The organism is Fimbriimonadaceae bacterium, assembly GCA_019454125.1.
In the GTDB taxonomy this organism is placed as follows: Bacteria; Armatimonadota; Fimbriimonadia; order Fimbriimonadales; family Fimbriimonadaceae; genus JALHNM01.
Window position 1 is genome coordinate 1,787,219 of the sequence record CP075365.1, and the last position, 18,167, is coordinate 1,805,385.

Below are 18,167 nucleotides of genomic sequence, written 5' to 3' on the forward strand. Positions count from 1 at the left end.
TCGTCCAACGAGAGAATGGTCAAGAGAACCTTATCGAACAACGTGCGCGTCCTGGTCGACCCTGTCGGCCATGTCGGCTCGGTCAGCATCGGCGTCTGGTGCCAGACAGGCAGCGTCCACGAGACTCCGCACGAGGCCGGAATCACCCATTTTATCGAGCACATGCTGTTCAAGGGCACCGAGCGCCGGACCGCGAAGCAGATCGCCGAAGAGATCGAGGGCCGGGGCGGCAACCTGAACGCCTTCACGGACAAGGAGGCGACCTGCTACTACTGCCGCGTCCTCGCCGAGGACGCCGAGGCGGCGATCGACGTCCTCTGCGACATGGTGACCGGCTCGCTTCTCGACCCGGAAGAGCTCGAGCGCGAGAAGGGCGTCGTCCAGGAAGAGATCAAGCGTGGCGAGGATGAGCCCGGAGACCACGTCCACGACCTCCACATCCAAGGGATTTGGCCGGAAAGCGTGCTGGGCAAGTCCGTCATCGGCACCCGCGACTCGGTCGCTTCGTTCAAAAGAGAGCACCTCGCCAGTTACATCGGCCGCCGCTACAAAGGCGGCAACGTGCTGGTCTCGGCAGCGGGCAACGTGGAGCCCGACCGGATCGTGAAGGCGGTCGAGGAGCGGTTGGCCGGCCTTGAGCCTTCTGAGGGCCGGGACAAGCCGGCCCGCCCTGCCCCCCATCCGGGAGAAAACCTCGTGGCAAAACCCGTCGAGCAAGTCCACTTCTGCATTGGTGGAGAGGGGGTCGGGATCGACGACGACGAACTCTTCCCTGCCGTCGTCTTAGACGGGCTCGTGGGTTCGGGGATGAGCAGCAGGCTCTTCCAAGAGGTCCGCGAGAAGCGGGGGCTGGCCTATGCGGTCGGGAGCTACAACCTGGTTTACAGTGCGGGGGGCGCCTTCACCGTCTATGGCGGAACTGGAAAGGCGACGTGGGACCAAGTCCGCGAGGTCATCCGCGCCGAGCTCGACAAGGTCATGGCCGAAGGCGCGGGCGAGGACGAACTCAAACGCGTGAAGAAGAACCTCACGGGGACTTTGGCGCTCTCCCTCGAAGGGATGAGCAGCCGCATGATCCGCATGGCCCGGAACGAGATCAACTACGGCCGGGAAATCCCGCTCCAAGAGACCATGGACAAAATCAACGCCGTCACGAACGCCCAAGTCATCGAACTGGCCCGACGCATCCTGCCGGGCGAGAAATTACGGACGACTGCGATCGGCCCCTTCTGAGTCCAGTACCGTGGCCAACGCAAAAGCCTCCAGCCCACCCCTCGCCGAGGCCCTCGCGGGCGCGACGAGCGAGGCAGTGGCGCTTGCCTTGGCCGTAGAATGGGCTCGTGAACGGTTCGGGGCGGACTCTTGCGACCTGCTGGAAGCCGTGCCGGGCGGGGGGCTGGTCCTCACCGCGAGCACCCACCTCACCGAGCTCGTCGGCCGGGTGCGGGTCGGCCGAAACGTCGGCCTGGTCGGGCGCGCCCTAGAATCCGGCAGGAAGCAGACTGTGAGCCATGGGCTCACCGACGACGATCGCTTCGCGGCGATTCCGACGGTCGACGAGCCGGCCTACAACTCTGGGATCGCGGTGCCACTGCGGGCCGGCGAGACGAAACTCGGCGTGATCTTCTTGCGGCGGGCGGGCAGCTGGGTGCCGACCCCGGCCGAATCGCGCCGCCTCGACGAGGCCGCGAGCCAACTCGGACTGGCCTGGCGTGTCTGGCGCGTGGCGCACGAGTCTGGCTCGCACAGCAACAGGCTCCAAGCCTTGGCCGAGGTGACCGACATGCTCACGGGGACGCCATACCTGGAGGAGATCCTTCAACACCTGGTGAACCTCACTGCGCGCCGCTTTAACTATGGCGTTGTGAGCCTGCGCCTGCTGGACCCGGCCCGCAACGAGCTTGTCCTTCGAGCCGCGTACTCTCTGCACCGCGCCTATCCGAGGAGGCCGGTCGTGAACCTGGACGAATCCATCCATGGGCGCGTGATCAAGCGCGGGCGGCCGGTGGTCGTCGAAGACGTGGCCGCGGAACCGAGTTTCGCGGGCCAGGACCTCGCCCTAGAGCACGGCCTGCGGAGCATGGTCGCCGTGCCCTTGAAGCTACATAACCGCACGGTCGGGGTCATGAGCTGTTATGCGGCCCAAGTGCGAGAGTTCCCCAGCGACGAGGTCGCAATCCTCGAGACCATCGCCAAACAGGCCGCGGTCAGCATCGAGCATGCGAAGCTGCAAGTCCGAGACACCCTGATGCAAGAGATGCACCATCGGGTGAAGAACAACCTGCAACAGGTTGCCTCCCTACTCCGCATCCAAGCCCGGCAAAGCCACTACCGGACGCTGGAGGAGGCCCTGCACGACACTCTGGGACGGATCGAGGCCATCGCCTCCGTGCACGACCTCTTGAGCCGCGAAGACCTGGACCACGTGAGCATACTCAGCATCGCCGAGGCGCTCGTGCTTGCCCAGCAGCGCTCTTTTGTCCGGCCCGACCGTCAAATCGAGTTCTGCGTCCGGGGGGTGGACGTGCACCTGGACACAATGCAGGCGACTCAGATCTCGTTGATTCTCAACGAACTCGTCCAGAACGCGGTCATCCACGGTTTCAACAAGACGACCAGCGGCGAGATCCACGTGACGATCGAACAGGAGCAAGACACCGTCCACGTTTGGGTTAGCAATAACGGCGATCCGCTGCCGGACCAGTTCGACCCGAAGAAGTCGCGCCTCGGGCTGCAGATCGTGGAAGGTCTCAGCCGATCGTTGCTCGGCTCCTTCACGATGGAAGAGAAGCTCGGTTGGACGATCGGCAACGTGAGTTTCCCGCGCACGGCGGGGGCTTAAGCCCGATGACCGTGCCGCACGCCGTCCGCGTCTTCGCGCTTGGGTTTGCCCAAGTTCGGAACCGCACCTTTCCCGCCCGTGCCGAGTGGCACGAGGGGCTCTGGGTGATCCAGGACGCCACTCCCCGCCGCAACCGGCGCAAGGCCGAAGTGGTCGCGGCCGAGATCGATGCAGCGGACGCCGTCGCCCTCTGCCGGCGGTTAAACCCAGGGAGGCATTTCCTCTGCCATATCGATCCGACGCCATCCCCGCTGCCTTCCACGAAGCACGCCTACAAAGCTCTGGGATATCGCTTTCTCGGGACGGAAGGGCTCTTCGTCCACGACCTTAAGAACGTGCCCGACCTCGCTTCCGATCCGCCCGTCCGGGCCTATCCCGAAGAGCTCGCCCGCACGCTGAGGTGCCAAGGCAAGCCCGGGCTGCCCTGGGTGACCGGGGCACGGCACTACGCGGTCGTCGAAGGGGGCGAGGTGCTCGGCCGGGTGCGGAGCGTCCCCGTCGACCATGACTCCTGGGTCTCGGACCTTGTTGTGGTCGCGGAGCGTCGTGGGCAGGGGTATGGCCGGGCCCTCATGTCCGCGATGATGCAAGACGACGTGCGGCACGGGGTCCAGACCAGCGTCCTCCTCGCCAGCGCGGACGGTGCGCGCCTCTATCCGCACCTGGGGTATCGGTGCATCGGCACCCTCCAGCTGTTCGGCCCGGTCTCGGCGCGCTAAGCGCGGTACTTCGCAATGATCTCGCGCGGCGCATCGACCGTCAAGATCTGCACGCGGCCACGGTCCGCGACGCTCAGCGGCCCATTGATGACCGCCAGGTCTAGCGCCCGCTCCAGGTTCAAGCGTAAGGCGATCCCTGACTCGGTAGGGTCGTCCGGGTCTCCGATTCCCACCAGCAGGAACGGCTCTTCGCCCGTGAAGAAGGCCTCGCCACCAGCGTGAAATTGAAAGCTGAGGGCTAGCGTCACCGCGGTCTCTTCGACCGCGCTCGCGCTCCGGCGATGCGCAAAGTGGCTCACGATGAAGCCGTTGGCAAGGTAAGGATCCTTGGAGGGGTTGAAGCACATCGGCGCGGCGACGACGTAGGTGACCCGCGCCTCGTGTTGGCGGGTCACGAACTGGTCTGGCCCAATGTGGCCCGCGTAGACGCAGCCGACATCGTCGGCGATCTCCTCAGTCTGCTCCCGCACCCAAGCGTCCAATTCCGCCGCGTCCGCAGCGGGCCGGCCCCGCTTGCGCTCGAAAGCGATGCCGCCCGCGCCGCACTCGCTGTGGCTCGTGATGCCCTTCGCCCCGGACCGTTCGAGAAAGGACGTCCGCTCTTCGGGAGAGAGCAAGAGCATCGAGCCCGCGCAGCACAGACCGATCGGGACCCGGCTGTCCGTACAGCCCAAGACGTCGGTCTGGCCGAAGACTTCGTCCGGCCGACCTGTCTTGAAGATCGATGCCGGGTCTCTTCGGAGGCGGTCATAGGCTTCCCTCTTTTCAGAGGTCAAGCCTAGTCGACCACCTGGACGTCGACGGGCGGGACCATGCCGATCCGTGCCCCCTCGCTTAGGAGCAGGCGGATCGCCTTGACCCCGTCTTCGCCCATGTCGCGGGTGCGCTCGTTCACATACATTCCTACGAAGCGGTCACTGGTGCCGCGATCCATGCCGCGGGCGAACTGCAGGGCGTAGTCAAGGGCCTTCTGCCGCTCCTCCAGCCCGCGGTCGATGCTGAGCCGCATACATCGCGAGACCTCTTGGCAGACCTCTTCGCCAAGGTCTTTGCGCACCACGTTGACCCCCAAAGGCAACGGCAGGCCCGTCTTGTCGCGCCACCACGCGCCCATGTTCGCGACTTCGACCAGCCCTTCTTCCTCGTAAGTCAATTGGCCTTCGTGGATAATCAGACCCAGATCGTACTTGCCGGCCTTGACGGCAGGCATGATCTTGTCGAAGGGGAGCACCTCGAACTTGGGCTTGACCCCCGCTCCAAAGCGGTCGTCGAACCAAAGATTGAGTTGCAAGAAAGCGCTGGTGAGCTCTCCCGGGACGGCGATGACCGTCTCTCGGACCTGGCCCTCGTCCATCGCCTCACGCGCGATAAGCATGGGGCCGTAGCCTTCGCCGAAACTGCCGCCGTGGCGCAGCAGGGCGTACTTATCGGCCACGTAAGCGAAAGCGTGCACGCTCACCGCGCTGGACTCCAGCCTCCCCTCGCGAGCCCATTCGTTCAGGGTCTGGATGTCCTTCAGAATGTGCTCGTACTCGTGCGGCGACTCGACCAGCCCGTTGGCCAGCCCGTAAAACATAAAGGCGTCGTCAGAATCCGGCGAATGGCCGATGCGGATTTGCATGTGCCAAGAAGGCTACCGAAATCCCCCAAAATTGCACTGCGACCCTCACCACATGACCGGGTCTGGCGGAATGTCGATCGCCGGATTCACCCGCAAGGAACTCGACGTCGGCAAGATTTGGACCCACTTGGAGGCACCGTTTCGCACAAGTGCAGCCGTTTGGCCAAGTTCGCCGTTTCGCCTGCGCTGCTCCAAACTTCTCGGCCACCTTCCGAGACGTAAGCGCCCGAGACGCGGCCGAACTCCATTCCCAGGCTTGATTTCGCCAGAGTCGCCGTGGCGGTGAGGATTTCCTCGGCCGCCTTCACCGCACGGTCGACGGGATGATGACGATGGGGGCGGAAAACGGCGACGAACCCGTCGCCCGTCGTCCGTTCTAGTTCGCCGTCGTTCCGGCGGACCACCGAGTCGCTGGTGGCGATGAACTGGGCGTAGAGGGCCTGGTAGCCCTCCGGGCCCAACCGACGGGTCAGGCCGGTCGAATCTTCGATGTCGCAAAAGAGGATGGCCGCCTCGGTGAGGGCTCCTTCCGACTGTTTCCAGAGCGACGCGGTGGCACCCTTTCCCGCCCAGGTGAGACCGCAGCCCAGGGCACAGCCGAGCAGAGGAACGATGGGATCGATCACAAAGCCGGTCTGCCGCACGGCCAAGACCACCGCACCGAAGAAGGCGCCCGCCAGCGCCACAGGGAGCACTACGGTGCGCCACCCCAAGCCAAGCATCCAATCCTCGGTATCGCCGTAAAGACGCTGGGCGGGACCGACCTCGGACACGAGCCAATAGCTCAGGGGCGCGATGAGGGCGGCCAGCACCAAGGGCAACGCCCTTCTGACCAGGACGGCACTGCGCTTGATCCATTTGGTCGCGGCAGACCGCATCACTGGCGACACTAGCAGATTTTTCGGGACACTGGCCCTATTGCATCCGACGAGTCTCAGAAAAGAAAGCGCCCGCCTCCTAAAAGGGGGCGGGCTTCTCTGTCGGGCCGAAGCGCCTTACTTGCGGCGGCGTCGGGCGGCGAAAGCCGCGATGCCGGCGCCGAGAGCGACCATGGTGGTCGGCTCCGGAACGACGCCGAGGTTGACCCGGCCGTTGCCGAGCGGGCGGATCACGTTGTCGTACTCGAACCTCTCGCCGTTAGCGAACGACGTGGTGATCGCGAAGTACTGTCGGTTGGCGTCCAGCACCAGGTTGCCCGGGGTGCCTTCACCCTCGCCGATCTTCGACGTGGTGAAGTCCAGCCAGTCGTCGTCGCCGCCCTTCCAGTTGACGAGCGCGTTAGCCGGGTTGAAGCTGTCTTGATAAATGAACGCGAACGTGTCCTCGCCGCCGTTGCGAGCGCGAATCTCGAACGTGTAGGCGCCGGTGACGGTCACCCAGAACGGCTGGACGTCGTAGTAAACGTTGCTGCCAACGCCGGAAAGGAACGAACCGTCCTCACCGGCCCGGTTGTAGGTCGGGTCGTTGGCCGTGAGCGCGCCACTCCAGTTGGCCTGCTGAGCGAGCGAGAGAGCCGAGGCGGCGACGAGCGCCAGAACCATGATCTTCTTCATTTTCTTCTCCTAATGGACAGGGGTAACCGGGAATGATCCCGATAACGCTATCTTAACACGGCTCAGCCAGGGAAAACTAGACTCTGTCTAGCACAATCCTGGAACTCGTTATGTAATCCGGTTATTTTACTTGTCTTAAATCTGCTAGAGGCCTATTTCCGCCGAGACCGGTAGGTGGTCGCTCGCCAAGTCGCCCAGTTGTTCGTACGAGACCTTCTCGTCGGCGACCTTGACCGATCCCTTCTTCCCTTCCAGCGCGTCGCCGCCGCTATAGACCTGGGCTGGGGCCGCGCCATCCGCCAGGCTCGGGGAGACCAGAATCTGGTCGAACATGATCTGGCGGACCTTCACGTCGTCGGGATACCGGTAGTCCTGGCCCCTCAAGCGGGCGTTGTCCGCCTTTGCGCCCGGGACGCGGGCCGCAACAGCACGACCTGTATAGAGCTCGTGGAGCCCGAACGTCACCGCGTCGTTCTTCCACGCGTCGAGGTTCAAGTTGCGAAGGAACTTGGTGGGAGCGCCTGAGTCCCCAGCCTGGGCGAGCAGGTCGCCCGTCTCCAAGATCTTTAGGCTCCGATCGTCCGGCGCGTCGTTAAAGTCGCCGAGCACGACCACGTCCTTCTCCGTATAGCGGGCCGCAATGAAAGAGGCGAGAAGGCCTGCGGCCGCCTCTCTGCGAGGGTCCGTCTGGCGTCGCCCGCCGCCCCGGCTTTTCATGTGCACCACATAGAACACCAGCCGCTTGCCGGTCGGAGCCTGGACGACCGCCCGGAGCACGTCCCGACCGCCCGGGAACGCGTCTTCGAACAGGGGGCCCTTAAAGACCAGCTCGTAGTTCACGAGGACGAACGGCTTGCGGACGACCAGGGCCAACTCCTGGTTCTCCTCCGGTAAGTCCGCAATGCTGATGTCCCAACCCTCGCCGAAAACCTGCTGGAGCGCCTTGCGGCTCTGAATCTCCTGCAACGCGATCACGTCCGCGTTCAGGTTTTGCACCACACTCTTAAGGCGGTTGATCCGACTCGGGCTCGCCCCTTCTGAGAACCACTCGATGTTGTACGTGGCGACCCGTGCAGTCGCCCGCGGGGTGGCCTGGGCACGGCTTTGGTCGTGGCAAGAAGTGGCGGCCAGCAGGGAGACGAGGGCGAGGGAGGCGGCGTAGCGCATGGCACCGTCAAAGGTACCTGCGGGTACAAACGGGCTGTTGAGTAGCAAGCCGACCTTAAGCCCTTCCCGCATCAGCACCTATCTGGCCTGCCCCGTCAAATACCGCTGGACTTTCGTGGACAGGCGCGGCAAATGGTTGCTCCGGAGCCGCTCGTACTACTCTTTCGGGACGACCCTCCACAGCGTCCTGGAGCGGTTTCACGACTCCGATGACAGGGGCGTGACCACGACCCTCGAAGCCATCGCCGCCCTGGAGGAGAGCTGGATCGACGCGGGATACGAGAGCCAGGAGGAGATGGCGCAGGCGATGGCGGAAGGAAAGGCCATCGTCGAGGCCTACACGGAAGCCATGGCGGCGGAGCCCGCGACGAGCAGGACGCGGTTCGTCGAAATGTCGTTGCGGGCCGACTTAGGCCCGTTCGAGCTCGTCGGGCGGATCGACCGGCTCGAGGAGCACGAGGACGGCCGGCTCGAGATCGTGGACTACAAGACCCTGCGGGAAACCGTGGCCGAAGACGAGGTGCGATTCGACCTCGCGATGGGCTGCTACCAACTCCTCGTCAGCCGCAACTTCCCCGACCGGCCCGTGAGCGCGACCATCGTGGCTCTGCGTGGGCGTGCGAGGGCGACCGTCGCGTTCACCGCCGAGGAGCTTGCGGAGTTCGAATCTGCCCTTGTGGAGCTGGGGAAGGAGATCATCGCTAGGGAGTACGAGATGGTCACGCCAAAGCCCAAGGAGCTGTGCCGCGGGTGTGACTTCCTCTCGCTGTGCAGGAAGCACGAGGACTTCATCCTGCCAAACGAACCGGGTTCCGGTAGCGATCCATCGATTCCCCTCGGTGAAACGTAATAATCCTGGAACCTGTGGCGAAGTGGACATTAGCCCGTAACGCTCTTTCTGTATTCGGCGCCGTCTTGGTGGTCTCGATCGCCGTGCTTGCCCTCACGCCCTTGGGCAGCCGGCTAAAGAGCTCGCCGCCCCGGCTCGATTTCGCCGTTCTCCCGCGCCCGGCGCCGCCGGAAGCCGATCCGGAACCGAGCTTTCGCGAACTTAACGTGGAAGCCGCGACGAGTCGAGTGATCGTGCTGATGTACCACGACGTGGTCCCGCGCCGGAACCGCGACACGGTGTGGTTCGACGAGACCAGCGACGGCATGCGCGAGACCCTGCGGTTCATCCGCGACAACGGCGGCACCGTGATCTCGATGGACGATCTCTACGCGCACCTCACCCAAGGGACGCCCGTTCCGGAACGCTCGGTCGTCATCACGTTCGACGACAACTACCAGGGGGTGGCGGACAACGCCGTCCCCGTCCTGCAAGAGTTCGACGCGCCGTTCACGGTCTTCGTCCACACGGACTTCGTCGGCGATACCTCAAAGGGTCGGCCCAAAATGACGTGGGAGACCCTCAAGACCCTGCGCGACCAGGCCAAGTGCACGGTCGGCGGGCACACCGCTTCGCACCCGGAGAACCTGGCCATGCTCTCGACCGAGCAGCAACGCCAGGAACTGGAGAAGTCGTACCAGGCGATCAAGGACAACCTGGGCGCCGGGCCGGACTCGATGGCTTGGGCCAACGGCGAGTTCGACCAGACCAGCATGGACCTCGCCCGGGAAGCCGGCTATAAGATCTCGTTCGCCATGGTGAGCGGCATGGCCGAAGACTCGCCCTCGATCCTCGCCGTCCGGCGATACCCGTTCAACAAGTTCAAGCAAGGCTGGGAGGCCCGAGAGCAGATGTACGAGAAAGGCATCTCTTTTGGCCGCTCGCCCCTCGTGGTCTCGCCCGTCCGGACCGAGAAGTTCCGGATCGGTCGAGCGGACTACATCGCGGCCATCGGCGGCGAACCGACCACCGGCCTCGCGGACGGCCGGCAAGGCGTGAAGGAGTTCGTCGAGCAGTTGGGCGGTGTCGCCGGCATAAACGGCGGCTTCTTCGCACTGGCCGCCATCGCGAGCGACGACAACCAGATGATCGGGCCGTGTTTGGCCCCGAACCGCGGCTCGTTCACTCCCAGCGTCCGGGACGCGAGTCCGGACCGCTTGCGTGACCGCCCCCTCGTGCTCTGGAACGGCAAAGAGATAGCCTTCCTGCCCTACCTGCCGGAGGCGATGAACAACGAAGCGGTTTTGCGCGCCTTCATGCCGGACATGACGGACTGCTTCCTTGGCGGGGCTTGGATCGTCAAAGACGGGGTCGCGCAGTCCCGGAGCGAGATCTTCGCCCATGGCCCGAAGGACGCGGCCGATTACCGGCGCCGGGTTTGTTTCGGGGTCAATGGCGCAGGGGAGCCCGTGTGCCTGGCCGCGGACGATTCCGTCAGTTCGGCCGACCTGGCGCAAGCCGCCGTGAAGATTGATGTGAAGTGGGCCGTGCTCCTAGACTCCGGCTTCAGTACGTCGTTGGTCGTGGACGGAGAGATCCTGGCCTCTGGGCACTCGAACCGCCAGCACCCGTCGCGCCCCGTTCCCCACGCGATCGTCCTGAAGGGAGTCTTGGCCTCCGCCTCCACTCAGGAGACGGAAGCCGCGTCGACCCGGCGCGACTAGGCGCCGGCCGGCATCGTCTTTGCCGCGCCCTTGAACCAGGCGCGTCGCGTCGCGAGCTGCCGCTCGGTGGGGTTTTGCACCTCGATGACGCTGCGGACGGTGCGGGTCTCCTTGGTGACAGCGAGTTTCTGGTCCGAGACCGTGTCCCCCCGGCGAACCTTGACCGTCACCAGGTCTCCGACCTTCGCGCCGCCCAGGATGGCGTTCGTGGCCGTCCCACGCGCTCGGTTGCCCCGGGCTTCGGTGAAGTCTTGCGAACCGACGCCGACGAGGACGTCGCCGGCCTGGACGGTCGAGCCAGAGCTTTCGGTCACGGACTCGATGGGAATGCCCTTCGAGCTTTCACTGGCAGGGCCGAAGACGGCCCCGAGGACCGGGAACTCGCGCTCCTCCGCATCAAGCTTGAGGCCGACCTTGGCCAGTTGCTCTTCGACGGGAAGTTCTCCCGGCTGCATCACCCACTTGTCGTAGATAGCGCCCATCTCGGCCCCGCCGATCCGCACAAGCTGCTTGCGGATCTCGTCTTCTTCGAAGCCCGGCTGGTCGTCCTTGCACATCTCCCACAGGGCGTAGACGACGTCGTCGAGCGAGGCGCGACCCTCCGTCCGGGAGCGAAGCTCCAGATCCAGGCACAGCCCAAGCACCCAGCCCGTGTTGTAGTAGTTCACGCCAAAGCCTTGGCTGTTCCCGCGCCCCCCTGCCGCTTCGCCGACCCGATAGCTGGCGTCATAGGGGCTGACCTCCATCCGCTGTCTGTTGGCGCGGGTGCGGTCCACGTTTCTTACCAGGGAACCGTACAGGAAGTCCTTGTCCAGGTGGCCGTAACGATAGGGCAAGAGCGAGGCATAGTAGTCGGTGACGCCCTCAAGCCACCAGAGCGCGCCCGTCTTCGGTAGGACCGTGTAGTCAAACGGGCCGAGCACCTTCGACCGGATACGCTTCACGTTCCAAGCGTGGAAGTACTCGTGCACACAGACAGACTGGACGCCCGTGCCGAGGCCCGTGGCAAGCGTGATCGTGGTGCTGCTCAGGTGCTCAAGGCCGCCCCCGCCATCCGGGGCCTCGATCAGCCGGAAGTGCCAGACGTACTTCTTGAACGGCAGGCCGCCAAAAAACTCGCCTTGATAGTCCGAGATCTTTTGGCACATTTCGACCACTGCGCCGCGGTCGACCTTCTCCGGGTCGCCGCCGAAGTAGACGATCGTGTGGGGCACACCGTGCGAGGTGTAGCTGTCCGTCGTGAGCCTGCCCACCGAGACGGGGGCGTCCGCCAGGACGTCGTAAGTCGGCGCGGCAAAGCGGTGCCGAGTGGGCTCTTCGAGGCCGCAAATGGCGTCCCACCCGTCCGGCACTTTGAATTCGACCGTGCAGGGCTCCTGGATCCGGCCGACCGCATAGCAATAGGTCGAGGGGCCGGTGAGGTGCGCGCGATCGTCCGTGAAGGTCTGGTCAAGCCGGTATCGGAAGGTCACCGAGTCGGCCGTCGCGTCCGTGACAGACCACGTGTTCGCGTTCGGTTTCTCCACGTCGAGATCTTTCCCGCCCGAGGTCGCGGTCATCTCCTTGACGCGGCCTGACGGGTTCGAAAGGACGTAGGAGCCCGGTGCCCAGTTCGGCATCTGGACGGCCGCGTTTCCGTCTTCGGCGGGAAAAGTCAAGCTGACGAAGACGGCTTTGGCTTCTTTGTCGACCGTGACGGTGTACGAAACGTCCGCGAAGGCGCAGGCGGCAAACAAGATCGGCAGAATGCCGAGCAGTCGCTTCATGTGGCTCGTTATACGCTTTTTGCGGCACCAGTGGTGCCGCCTCCCCCCTTCAAGCGAGTTTGGGGGGCGGCAGACCTCCCGGCTTGCCCCGTTTCGAGGGCCCGAGCGGCCAGAGGGAGGCTGATGCGCCAAAATGAGCCGGTGCCAGAGCTGCCCGACATCCAAGTCTATGCCGAAAAGATTGCAGAACGGTTCGGCGGCGAGGTGCTGGAATCCGCCGAAGTCCACGGCAAGTACACCTTAAAGACCCAAGATCCGCCGCTGTCCAGCCTCTTCGGAACCCGGCTCGAATCCACCGAGAGGCTAGGCAAGCAGGTCGCACTATGGTTCGAAGGTGAGCGGTGGGCGCTCATCCACCTCATGCTCTCCGGGCGCTTCCGGGCTCTTGAGCCCGGAAAGTCGCCGCCCGGCGCGATTACGATGGCGACCTTCCGGTTTGAGACGGGCACGCTTGTCCTCACTGAGGCGAGCCGGATGAAGCGGGCTTCCCTGCACCTGGGCATGGGCCGCCCTTCCCTCGAGGCCCACCGGCCCTCAGGGCTAGACCCCCTGGCGGCGACCGCCGCAGACTTCAGGAAGATCCTCACCGGCCGCGCCGCGAACATCAAGGGCCTGCTCACAAACCAGAAAGTCTTTGCCGGGGTCGGCGGGGCTTATTCCGACGAGATCCTTTTTGCCGCCCGCGTCTCCCCGTTCGCCAGCGCGAAGGACCTCTCCGAAGATCGGATCGACGCGCTCCACGCCGCGACCCGGGAAGTCTTGACCGAAGCGCTCGGGCGACTGCGGACGCGCTTCAAAGACAGCTTCCCCGGGGCGGGCGACGTCACCGCCTTCCGTGAGGAGCACAAGGTCCACGGCCGCGCCGGCGAGCCGTGCGCGGTCTGCGGGAACCCCGTCCAAGCCGTTGAAAAGGGGCCGCACCGCGAGACGAACTACTGCCCCGTTTGCCAGCCTGGTTAGCTCTCGGCGACCAGCGTCACCGGCCCGTCGTTGGCGATCTCGACCAGCATGTCCGCGCCGAAGACGCCGGTCTCGACATGGGAGCCGAGCGCGCGGAGGGCGGCGACGAAGTGGTTGAAGAGCCGCTCGCCGATCTCATAGGAAGCTGCGGACGTGAACGAGGGTCTGCGCTGGCTCGGGTCACCGAGCACCGTGAAGTTGGAGACGGCAAGCACCTGCGGACTTTCGCGGTCCTTGAGGGCCACGTTCATCTTCCCCTCTGAGTCAGGGAAGATCCGCATCCCCCAGACCCGGTCGGCCATCTTCTCGGCGTTCGCCTCAGAGTCGCCCACGCCGGCCGCGACCAGGACGCAAAGCCCCGCCTCGCAACGACCCACGACTTCCCCGTCGACGGTCACTCGGGCGGAAACGACCCGTTGCACCACGGCCCTCATCGCGTCGCGCTGCCACCAAAGACGCGGAGGATCGAGAGCACGTCGGAGAGCATCCCGATGCGGTTCATCACCGATTGTAGGTGCCCAATATCCGTCACCTCGATCGTCGCGTCGATCTCTGCGGTGTGGTTCGGCATGGTGCGGATCTTCGCTCCGCTCACGTTCGTCTTCGTCTCGCCGAAAATGGTGGAGACGTCCATCAGCAGCCCTTGCCGGTTCACGGTGATGATGCGAAGCTCCACCGAATGAGTGGACTTGTCCGCGGGCCACTCGATGGGGAGCACGCGCTCCGCGTCGGTCTCGGCGAGGCGCATGGCGTTCGGGCACACGCGCCGGTGGATCAGGATTCCGCGGCCGCGCGTCACATAGCCGATCACGTCCTCGTTCGGCACCGGCAGGCAGCACTTGGCCCGGCGGAAGAGCACGTTGTCGATCCCGCCCGTGACGAGCGTCGGCTCCTTGGAGGTCGCCTTGCCGACGGTCAGGCCCTCGGGCTCTTGCTCGCGCGCGGTCTTTCGGATCTTGTCGACCACGTGCTGGACGCTGAGCAGCCCCTCGCCAACACGGGCGAAGACGTCTTCCCCCGTCGTGCAGTGCTTGAACTCGGGGGCCAGTTCGTTCATTCGCTCTTCGCCGACGAACTGGCGAGGGTCGAGCCCGGCCGATTTTAGGCCGCGCTCCAGCGCCTCTTTGCCTTGTGCCACGCTGTCCGCGCGGTTCCGCTTGCGGAAGTAGGTGCGGAGCTTCGAGCGGGCGTGTTGACTCTTGATGTGCTCGAGCCAGTCCAAGCTCGGCTGCGCGTTCGACCGCGTGATGAGCTCCACGACGTCGCCGTTCTTGAGCGTCGTGCTCAGCGGCACCATCGAGCCGTTCACCTTCGCGCCGACCAGGGTCACGCCAAGGTTCGTGTGGATGCGGAAGGCGAAGTCGATCGGCGTCGAGTCCTTCGGCAGGTCGAGCACGTCGCCCTTCGGGGTGAAGACGAAGACCTGCTCGCTAAAGAGGTCGGTCGAGACCGCCCGCAGGAAATCTGAGGAGGTGCGCGAATCGCTCGACCAGTCGAACAGCTGCCGGCGCAGGTCGCTCAGCTGCGAGCCGTCGTTCTTGTCCTTCCCTTCCTTATAGGTCCAGTGGGCGGCGACCCCGAATTCCGCCACCTCGTGCATGTGCTCCGTGCGGATTTGGATCTCGATAGGGTCGTTGCGCGGGCCGATCACCTTCGTGTGGAGCGACTGGTAGCCGTTCGGCTTTGGCATCGCGATGTAGTCGTAGAAGAGGCCCGGAATCGGCAGAAAGAGCTCGTGCACGAGGCCAAGGGCGAGATAGCACTCGTAAGACTCCCGCAGAATGATGCGCATCGCCTGCAGGTCATAGATCTCTTCAAACGGGACGCCGCCCTTCACGATCTTATTGAAGATGCTGTAGAGGTGCTTCGAGCGGCTGTTGATCATCGCATGGCCGAGACCCCTTTCCGCGAGGCGGCCACGGATCATCTCGGTCGCTTCCGTCAGTTCCACGTCCCGTTGCTCGCGGCTCTTGGCGACCTTGTCGGCGATCTCGCTGAACTCTTTCGGGTGAAGCGTGCGGAAGGCAAGGTCTTCCAGCTGCCACTTCACCTGCCAGATGCCCAGGCGGGCGGCGAGCGGCGCATAGATGTCGAGCGTCTCGTTGGCGATGCGGATCTGCTTGTCCGGCGGCATCGCGTCCAGGGTGCGCATGTTGTGGAGGCGGTCGGCGAGTTTGATCACCATCACGCGCACGTCCTGCGCCATGGCCAGGAGCATCTTGCGGAGGCTCTCGGCCGCCCTTGCGCTCTCGGCGGCGGCCCGCTTGCGCGGCGTCTCTTCGACCACCGGGCTAAGCTTCAGCTTGGTCACGCCTTCGACAAGTTGGGCGACTTCCTCGCCGAACTTGCTGGAGACGCTTTCGAGCGAGAGCTGCGTGTCCTCGACCACGTCGTGCAACAGCGCGGCGATGATGGAGGCGTCGTCCATGTGCAGGTCCAGCACGATCTGGGCGACGGCGACGGGATGGGTGATGTAAGGCTCTCCCGTGACGCGCTGCTGGCCTGCGTGGGCAAGGGACGCCGCCTCAAAGGCTTCGAAGATCGGCCCGAGGTCGCCCTCTGGGCGAGAGGCAGCGTAAGATTCGGCCAGGGGAAGGAAGGTCGCTGGCCAAGGGTCGCCTGCCAACCGAGACGAAGCCGCCATACACAAAAGGCCCGAGCAACGCGCACCGCTCGGGCCCTTCGATTATAGCCGCCTCCGGACTTCCGGAGCGGAGCCTTTTACGGCCGGGACGTGATCCAGTTGAAGAGATCGAGCCGACACGCCCAAATCTGCTTCTGGACCGGGGCGACCTGCCGGTAGCTGACCCGGGCGCGGACGGTCCCCGTGCCCGACTCGACGTAGTCGGCGGCCACACCAGGGACGTTAAGGAGCATGCGGCTGTCCGCCGTCGTAGCCCCGCGGGAGTCCACCGCGATCCATTGGCCGGTGCGGAAGTTGAAGGCCTCCGTGACCTGGCCCAGGCCAGCTGTGTCGACGCCGCTCGAAAGGTCGAACTGGATCCCCGTGAGGTTCGTGGCGCCCGAGAAGCCATCAATGATGATCTGGATCGGAGCCTCGACCTGGTTCTGGACCAGGAACTTCTGGACGCGGTAGTAGTTCAGGTCCACGTTGTGGAGACTGCCGACGTTGCCGCCCACGGCCTTGCCTCGGACGACCTGTACCCCGATCGGCTTCAAAGTCTCCTGCGTCCCGGACTGGGCGACCGTCGCCTTGAAGAGGAAATTCGACTCGTTCGGAGTGCCGCCAAAGAAGTCGGTCTCCGTCTCGTCGAAGATCATGTTCGGCTCAAGGTCGTACCAAAACTGGTCGTCGCTCGAACCGGTCGTGGGGTTGCCCCCTCCGCTAAAGAGGGGCGACATCACGCCCACAAGGAAGGCGCCCTGGCCCGTGATATTGAACTCGCGCCAAGTCTGCGAGGTGAAGGCGTTCGTTCCAGGGACGGTGATCTTGTTCGGGCTGCTCGACCAGTCAAAATCCAGGGTGTACCCACCCTCCCCGAAGAACTGGCTCGTATTCACGATGAGGCCGTAGTCGTTCACGAACCGGCGGTCGAAAGCGCTGTTGCCCGCTCCCCGGCCGGTCGTGTAGGTTTCCCAGCAGCTCATATGCAGGAGCACAAGGCCGGAGCTTCGCCGTGCATAGACGCCGACCCGCATCTGCGACCAGGGTTTGCCGCTGCCAGCCCCGGTCGGGCGCAGATCGTCCAGCGCGCTGCACATGTCCGGGTCGTAAAAGTAGTAGTCGGGTCGGTCGTTCTCATAGACGGTTGTCTCTGCTTGCGGAGTGACGTCCACCGGCTTGTTGTCGAGCGGGCGCCAGCCCCACTTGACGTTGTAAGCGTCGACCTTGCGAATTGTCAGAGGGATCTCCGTCCCAGTCAGGTCGACGTAGCTGCCGTCCGGCTGTTGCGCATAGCCAAAGGCGACGCGTGCGGTGGTCCGGACCTCTTGGGCCACGCCCGCCATGGCGAGAAGCGAGAAAGTGAGGAGCGCCACAAGGCGCGACCAATATCGATGATTCATGTCGGCCAGAACCTATTGTACGACCAAGGTGGTCCGACCGGATACCAGTTTTCCACCAAGGCCGTCGCGGTTCTTATGACTCACCCTCGGCGGAACCTGTTCCCTCCGCGTCACGCAACAACCGTGTCTTTATCAGCATCTTTCTGTCACGGGGCAGGGTTTTAGGTTCAAAGGTCAAAGGTGGCGATCAAAGGCGTGTGGTCGCTTGGCCGGTCCATGGCCCGTGGCGCTTTGTCGACGACGCACTCCACGCACCTTTCCGCCAGGGGCGGGGTCGCATAGATGTGGTCGATCCGCCAGCCGTAGTTGCGTTCGAGGCTTCGCGGGATCAGATAGTCCCAGAACGTATAGTGGCCGGGGCCCTGTGTGTGCTTTCGGAAGCAATCGGTCCAGCCCCATTCGACTGCGCGGGCCAAGGCCGCCTTCTCTTCGGGCTGGAAGCCGACGTCTTTGCGGCGCTTTTCGGGGTGGTAGACGTCGTCATCGGTGGGAGCGACGTTGATGTCGCCGAGCCAGACCACCCTCTCCTCGGGCTGGAAACGCTGCTCGATGTAGCGGCGGAAACGGTCGAACCAGGCGAGTTTATACGCGTATGGCTCGCTGCCGACCCGAGTGCCGTTCGGCACGTAGGTGCAAACCACCGAAAAGTCGCCGAACCGTGCGCGGAGGAGCCGTGCGTCGTCCGGCCACTCGGGGTCTTCGAACCCCTGGACGGACTCCAGGGCGGGCGTGAGGCTCAAGATGGCCACGCCGCTGCGCTGGGGCTGGCCGTGGAAGACGGAGTGGTAGCCAAGGAACTCGAGGTCCATCAGCGGAAACTTGTCGTCGCTGACTTTTGTCTCCTGCAGGGCTACGACGTCCGGGCGCTCGATCTCCAGCCAGGCCGTGAGGATCGGCAACCGGGCGCGAATCGAGTTCACATTAAAGGTGGCGATCCTCATCGTGGCGGCGAGGTTACCG

At 64.4% G+C, this 18,167-nt stretch carries 16 protein-coding genes; 6 read left to right on the top strand and 10 right to left on the bottom strand.

Annotated features, from left to right (window positions below; genetic code table 11):
- Window positions 1–15: 15 nt before the first annotated feature.
- The 3 genes from KF733_08835 to KF733_08845 are packed head-to-tail and all read left to right on the top strand — an operon-like array spanning window position 16 to window position 3,561.
- Window positions 16–1,233: an insulinase family protein gene (locus KF733_08835; protein ID QYK55108.1), complete on the top strand. Its 1,218-nt coding sequence runs from the start codon at window positions 16–18 to the stop codon at window positions 1,231–1,233.
- 10 nt (window positions 1,234–1,243) lie between these two features.
- A complete protein-coding gene (locus KF733_08840) occupies window positions 1,244–2,842 on the top strand; it encodes a GAF domain-containing protein (protein ID QYK55109.1) in 1,599 nt (532 codons plus the stop codon).
- Between the two features lie 5 nt (window positions 2,843–2,847).
- Window positions 2,848–3,561, top strand: a complete 714-nt coding sequence (locus KF733_08845) for a GNAT family N-acetyltransferase (protein ID QYK55110.1) — start codon at window positions 2,848–2,850, stop codon at window positions 3,559–3,561.
- Here KF733_08845 and KF733_08850 read toward each other — a convergent pair.
- From KF733_08850 to KF733_08870, 5 genes are all read right to left on the bottom strand, one after another.
- A complete protein-coding gene (locus tag KF733_08850) occupies window positions 3,558–4,337 on the bottom strand; it encodes a hypothetical protein (protein QYK55111.1) in 780 nt (259 codons plus the stop codon). The two genes, KF733_08845 and KF733_08850, sit on opposite strands and share 4 nt — an antisense overlap.
- Window positions 4,338–4,339: 2 nt before the next feature.
- Window positions 4,340–5,182 (bottom strand): hypothetical protein, encoded by an 843-nt coding sequence (locus KF733_08855; protein ID QYK55112.1) that lies wholly within the window; start codon window positions 5,180–5,182, stop codon window positions 4,340–4,342.
- Window positions 5,183–5,268: 86 nt separating this feature from the next.
- Complete coding sequence (locus KF733_08860; GenBank protein QYK55113.1) at window positions 5,269–6,072, bottom strand: adenylate/guanylate cyclase domain-containing protein; 804 nt, start codon at window positions 6,070–6,072, stop codon at window positions 5,269–5,271.
- 105 nt (window positions 6,073–6,177) lie between these two features.
- Window positions 6,178–6,735 carry a PEP-CTERM sorting domain-containing protein gene (locus KF733_08865; protein ID QYK55114.1) on the bottom strand — a complete coding sequence of 186 codons (558 nt, stop codon included), beginning with the start codon at window positions 6,733–6,735 and terminating at the stop codon, window positions 6,178–6,180.
- A gap of 144 nt (window positions 6,736–6,879) precedes the next feature.
- Complete coding sequence (locus KF733_08870) at window positions 6,880–7,902, bottom strand: endonuclease/exonuclease/phosphatase family protein (GenBank protein ID QYK55115.1); 1,023 nt, start codon at window positions 7,900–7,902, stop codon at window positions 6,880–6,882.
- Window positions 7,903–7,939: 37 nt separating this feature from the next.
- Here KF733_08870 and KF733_08875 point away from each other — a divergent pair, with 37 nt between their 5' ends.
- Both KF733_08875 and KF733_08880 read left to right on the top strand, forming a co-directional pair.
- Complete coding sequence (locus KF733_08875; GenBank protein ID QYK55116.1) at window positions 7,940–8,752, top strand: PD-(D/E)XK nuclease family protein; 813 nt, start codon at window positions 7,940–7,942, stop codon at window positions 8,750–8,752.
- A 14-nt stretch (window positions 8,753–8,766) separates the two neighbouring features.
- Window positions 8,767–10,455: a polysaccharide deacetylase family protein gene (locus tag KF733_08880; protein ID QYK55117.1), complete on the top strand. Its 1,689-nt coding sequence runs from the start codon at window positions 8,767–8,769 to the stop codon at window positions 10,453–10,455.
- Here KF733_08880 and KF733_08885 read toward each other — a convergent pair.
- Window positions 10,452–12,221 carry a M61 family metallopeptidase gene (locus KF733_08885; GenBank protein QYK55118.1) on the bottom strand — a complete coding sequence of 590 codons (1,770 nt, stop codon included), beginning with the start codon at window positions 12,219–12,221 and terminating at the stop codon, window positions 10,452–10,454. The genes KF733_08880 and KF733_08885 overlap by 4 nt on opposite strands.
- Window positions 12,222–12,362: 141 nt before the next feature.
- On the opposite strand from KF733_08885, the gene KF733_08890 reads away from it, so the two are divergent.
- Complete coding sequence (locus tag KF733_08890; GenBank protein QYK55119.1) at window positions 12,363–13,181, top strand: Fpg/Nei family DNA glycosylase; 819 nt, start codon at window positions 12,363–12,365, stop codon at window positions 13,179–13,181.
- Here the strand turns inward: KF733_08890 and dtd are convergent.
- The 4 genes from dtd to xth all read right to left on the bottom strand — a co-directional run bounded on the left by dtd (window position 13,178) and on the right by xth (window position 18,148).
- The gene (gene dtd, locus KF733_08895) at window positions 13,178–13,603 is read right to left on the bottom strand and encodes a D-tyrosyl-tRNA(Tyr) deacylase (GenBank protein QYK55120.1); all 426 of its coding nucleotides are present in this window, start codon (window positions 13,601–13,603) and stop codon (window positions 13,178–13,180) included. The two genes, KF733_08890 and dtd, sit on opposite strands and share 4 nt — an antisense overlap.
- Before the next feature lie 8 nt (window positions 13,604–13,611).
- On the bottom strand, window positions 13,612–15,825 hold the full coding sequence (locus KF733_08900; protein ID QYK55121.1) for a bifunctional (p)ppGpp synthetase/guanosine-3',5'-bis(diphosphate) 3'-pyrophosphohydrolase: 2,214 nt from the start codon (window positions 15,823–15,825) through the stop codon (window positions 13,612–13,614).
- 77 nt (window positions 15,826–15,902) lie between these two features.
- A complete protein-coding gene (locus tag KF733_08905) occupies window positions 15,903–17,207 on the bottom strand; it encodes a hypothetical protein (GenBank protein ID QYK55122.1) in 1,305 nt (434 codons plus the stop codon).
- Between the two features lie 167 nt (window positions 17,208–17,374).
- Window positions 17,375–18,148 (bottom strand): exodeoxyribonuclease III, encoded by a 774-nt coding sequence (gene xth / locus KF733_08910; GenBank protein QYK55123.1) that lies wholly within the window; start codon window positions 18,146–18,148, stop codon window positions 17,375–17,377.
- Window positions 18,149–18,167 lie beyond the last annotated feature (19 nt).

Excerpts from the sequence above, each read along its gene's own strand:
- KF733_08885 (QYK55118.1), bottom strand. The coding sequence starts at position 12,221 with ATGAAGCGACTGCTCGGCATTCTGCCGATCTTGTTTGCCGCCTGCGCC.
- KF733_08845 (QYK55110.1), top strand. The coding sequence starts at position 2,848 with ATGACCGTGCCGCACGCCGTCCGCGTCTTCGCGCTTGGGTTTGCCCAA.
- KF733_08855 (QYK55112.1), bottom strand. The coding sequence starts at position 5,182 with ATGCAAATCCGCATCGGCCATTCGCCGGATTCTGACGACGCCTTTATG.
- KF733_08835 (QYK55108.1), top strand. The coding sequence starts at position 16 with ATGGTCAAGAGAACCTTATCGAACAACGTGCGCGTCCTGGTCGACCCT.
- KF733_08870 (QYK55115.1), bottom strand. The coding sequence starts at position 7,902 with ATGCGCTACGCCGCCTCCCTCGCCCTCGTCTCCCTGCTGGCCGCCACT.
- KF733_08900 (QYK55121.1), bottom strand. The coding sequence starts at position 15,825 with ATGGCGGCTTCGTCTCGGTTGGCAGGCGACCCTTGGCCAGCGACCTTC.
- KF733_08865 (QYK55114.1), bottom strand. The coding sequence starts at position 6,735 with ATGAAGAAGATCATGGTTCTGGCGCTCGTCGCCGCCTCGGCTCTCTCG.
- xth (QYK55123.1), bottom strand. The coding sequence starts at position 18,148 with ATGAGGATCGCCACCTTTAATGTGAACTCGATTCGCGCCCGGTTGCCG.
- KF733_08905 (QYK55122.1), bottom strand. The coding sequence starts at position 17,207 with ATGAATCATCGATATTGGTCGCGCCTTGTGGCGCTCCTCACTTTCTCG.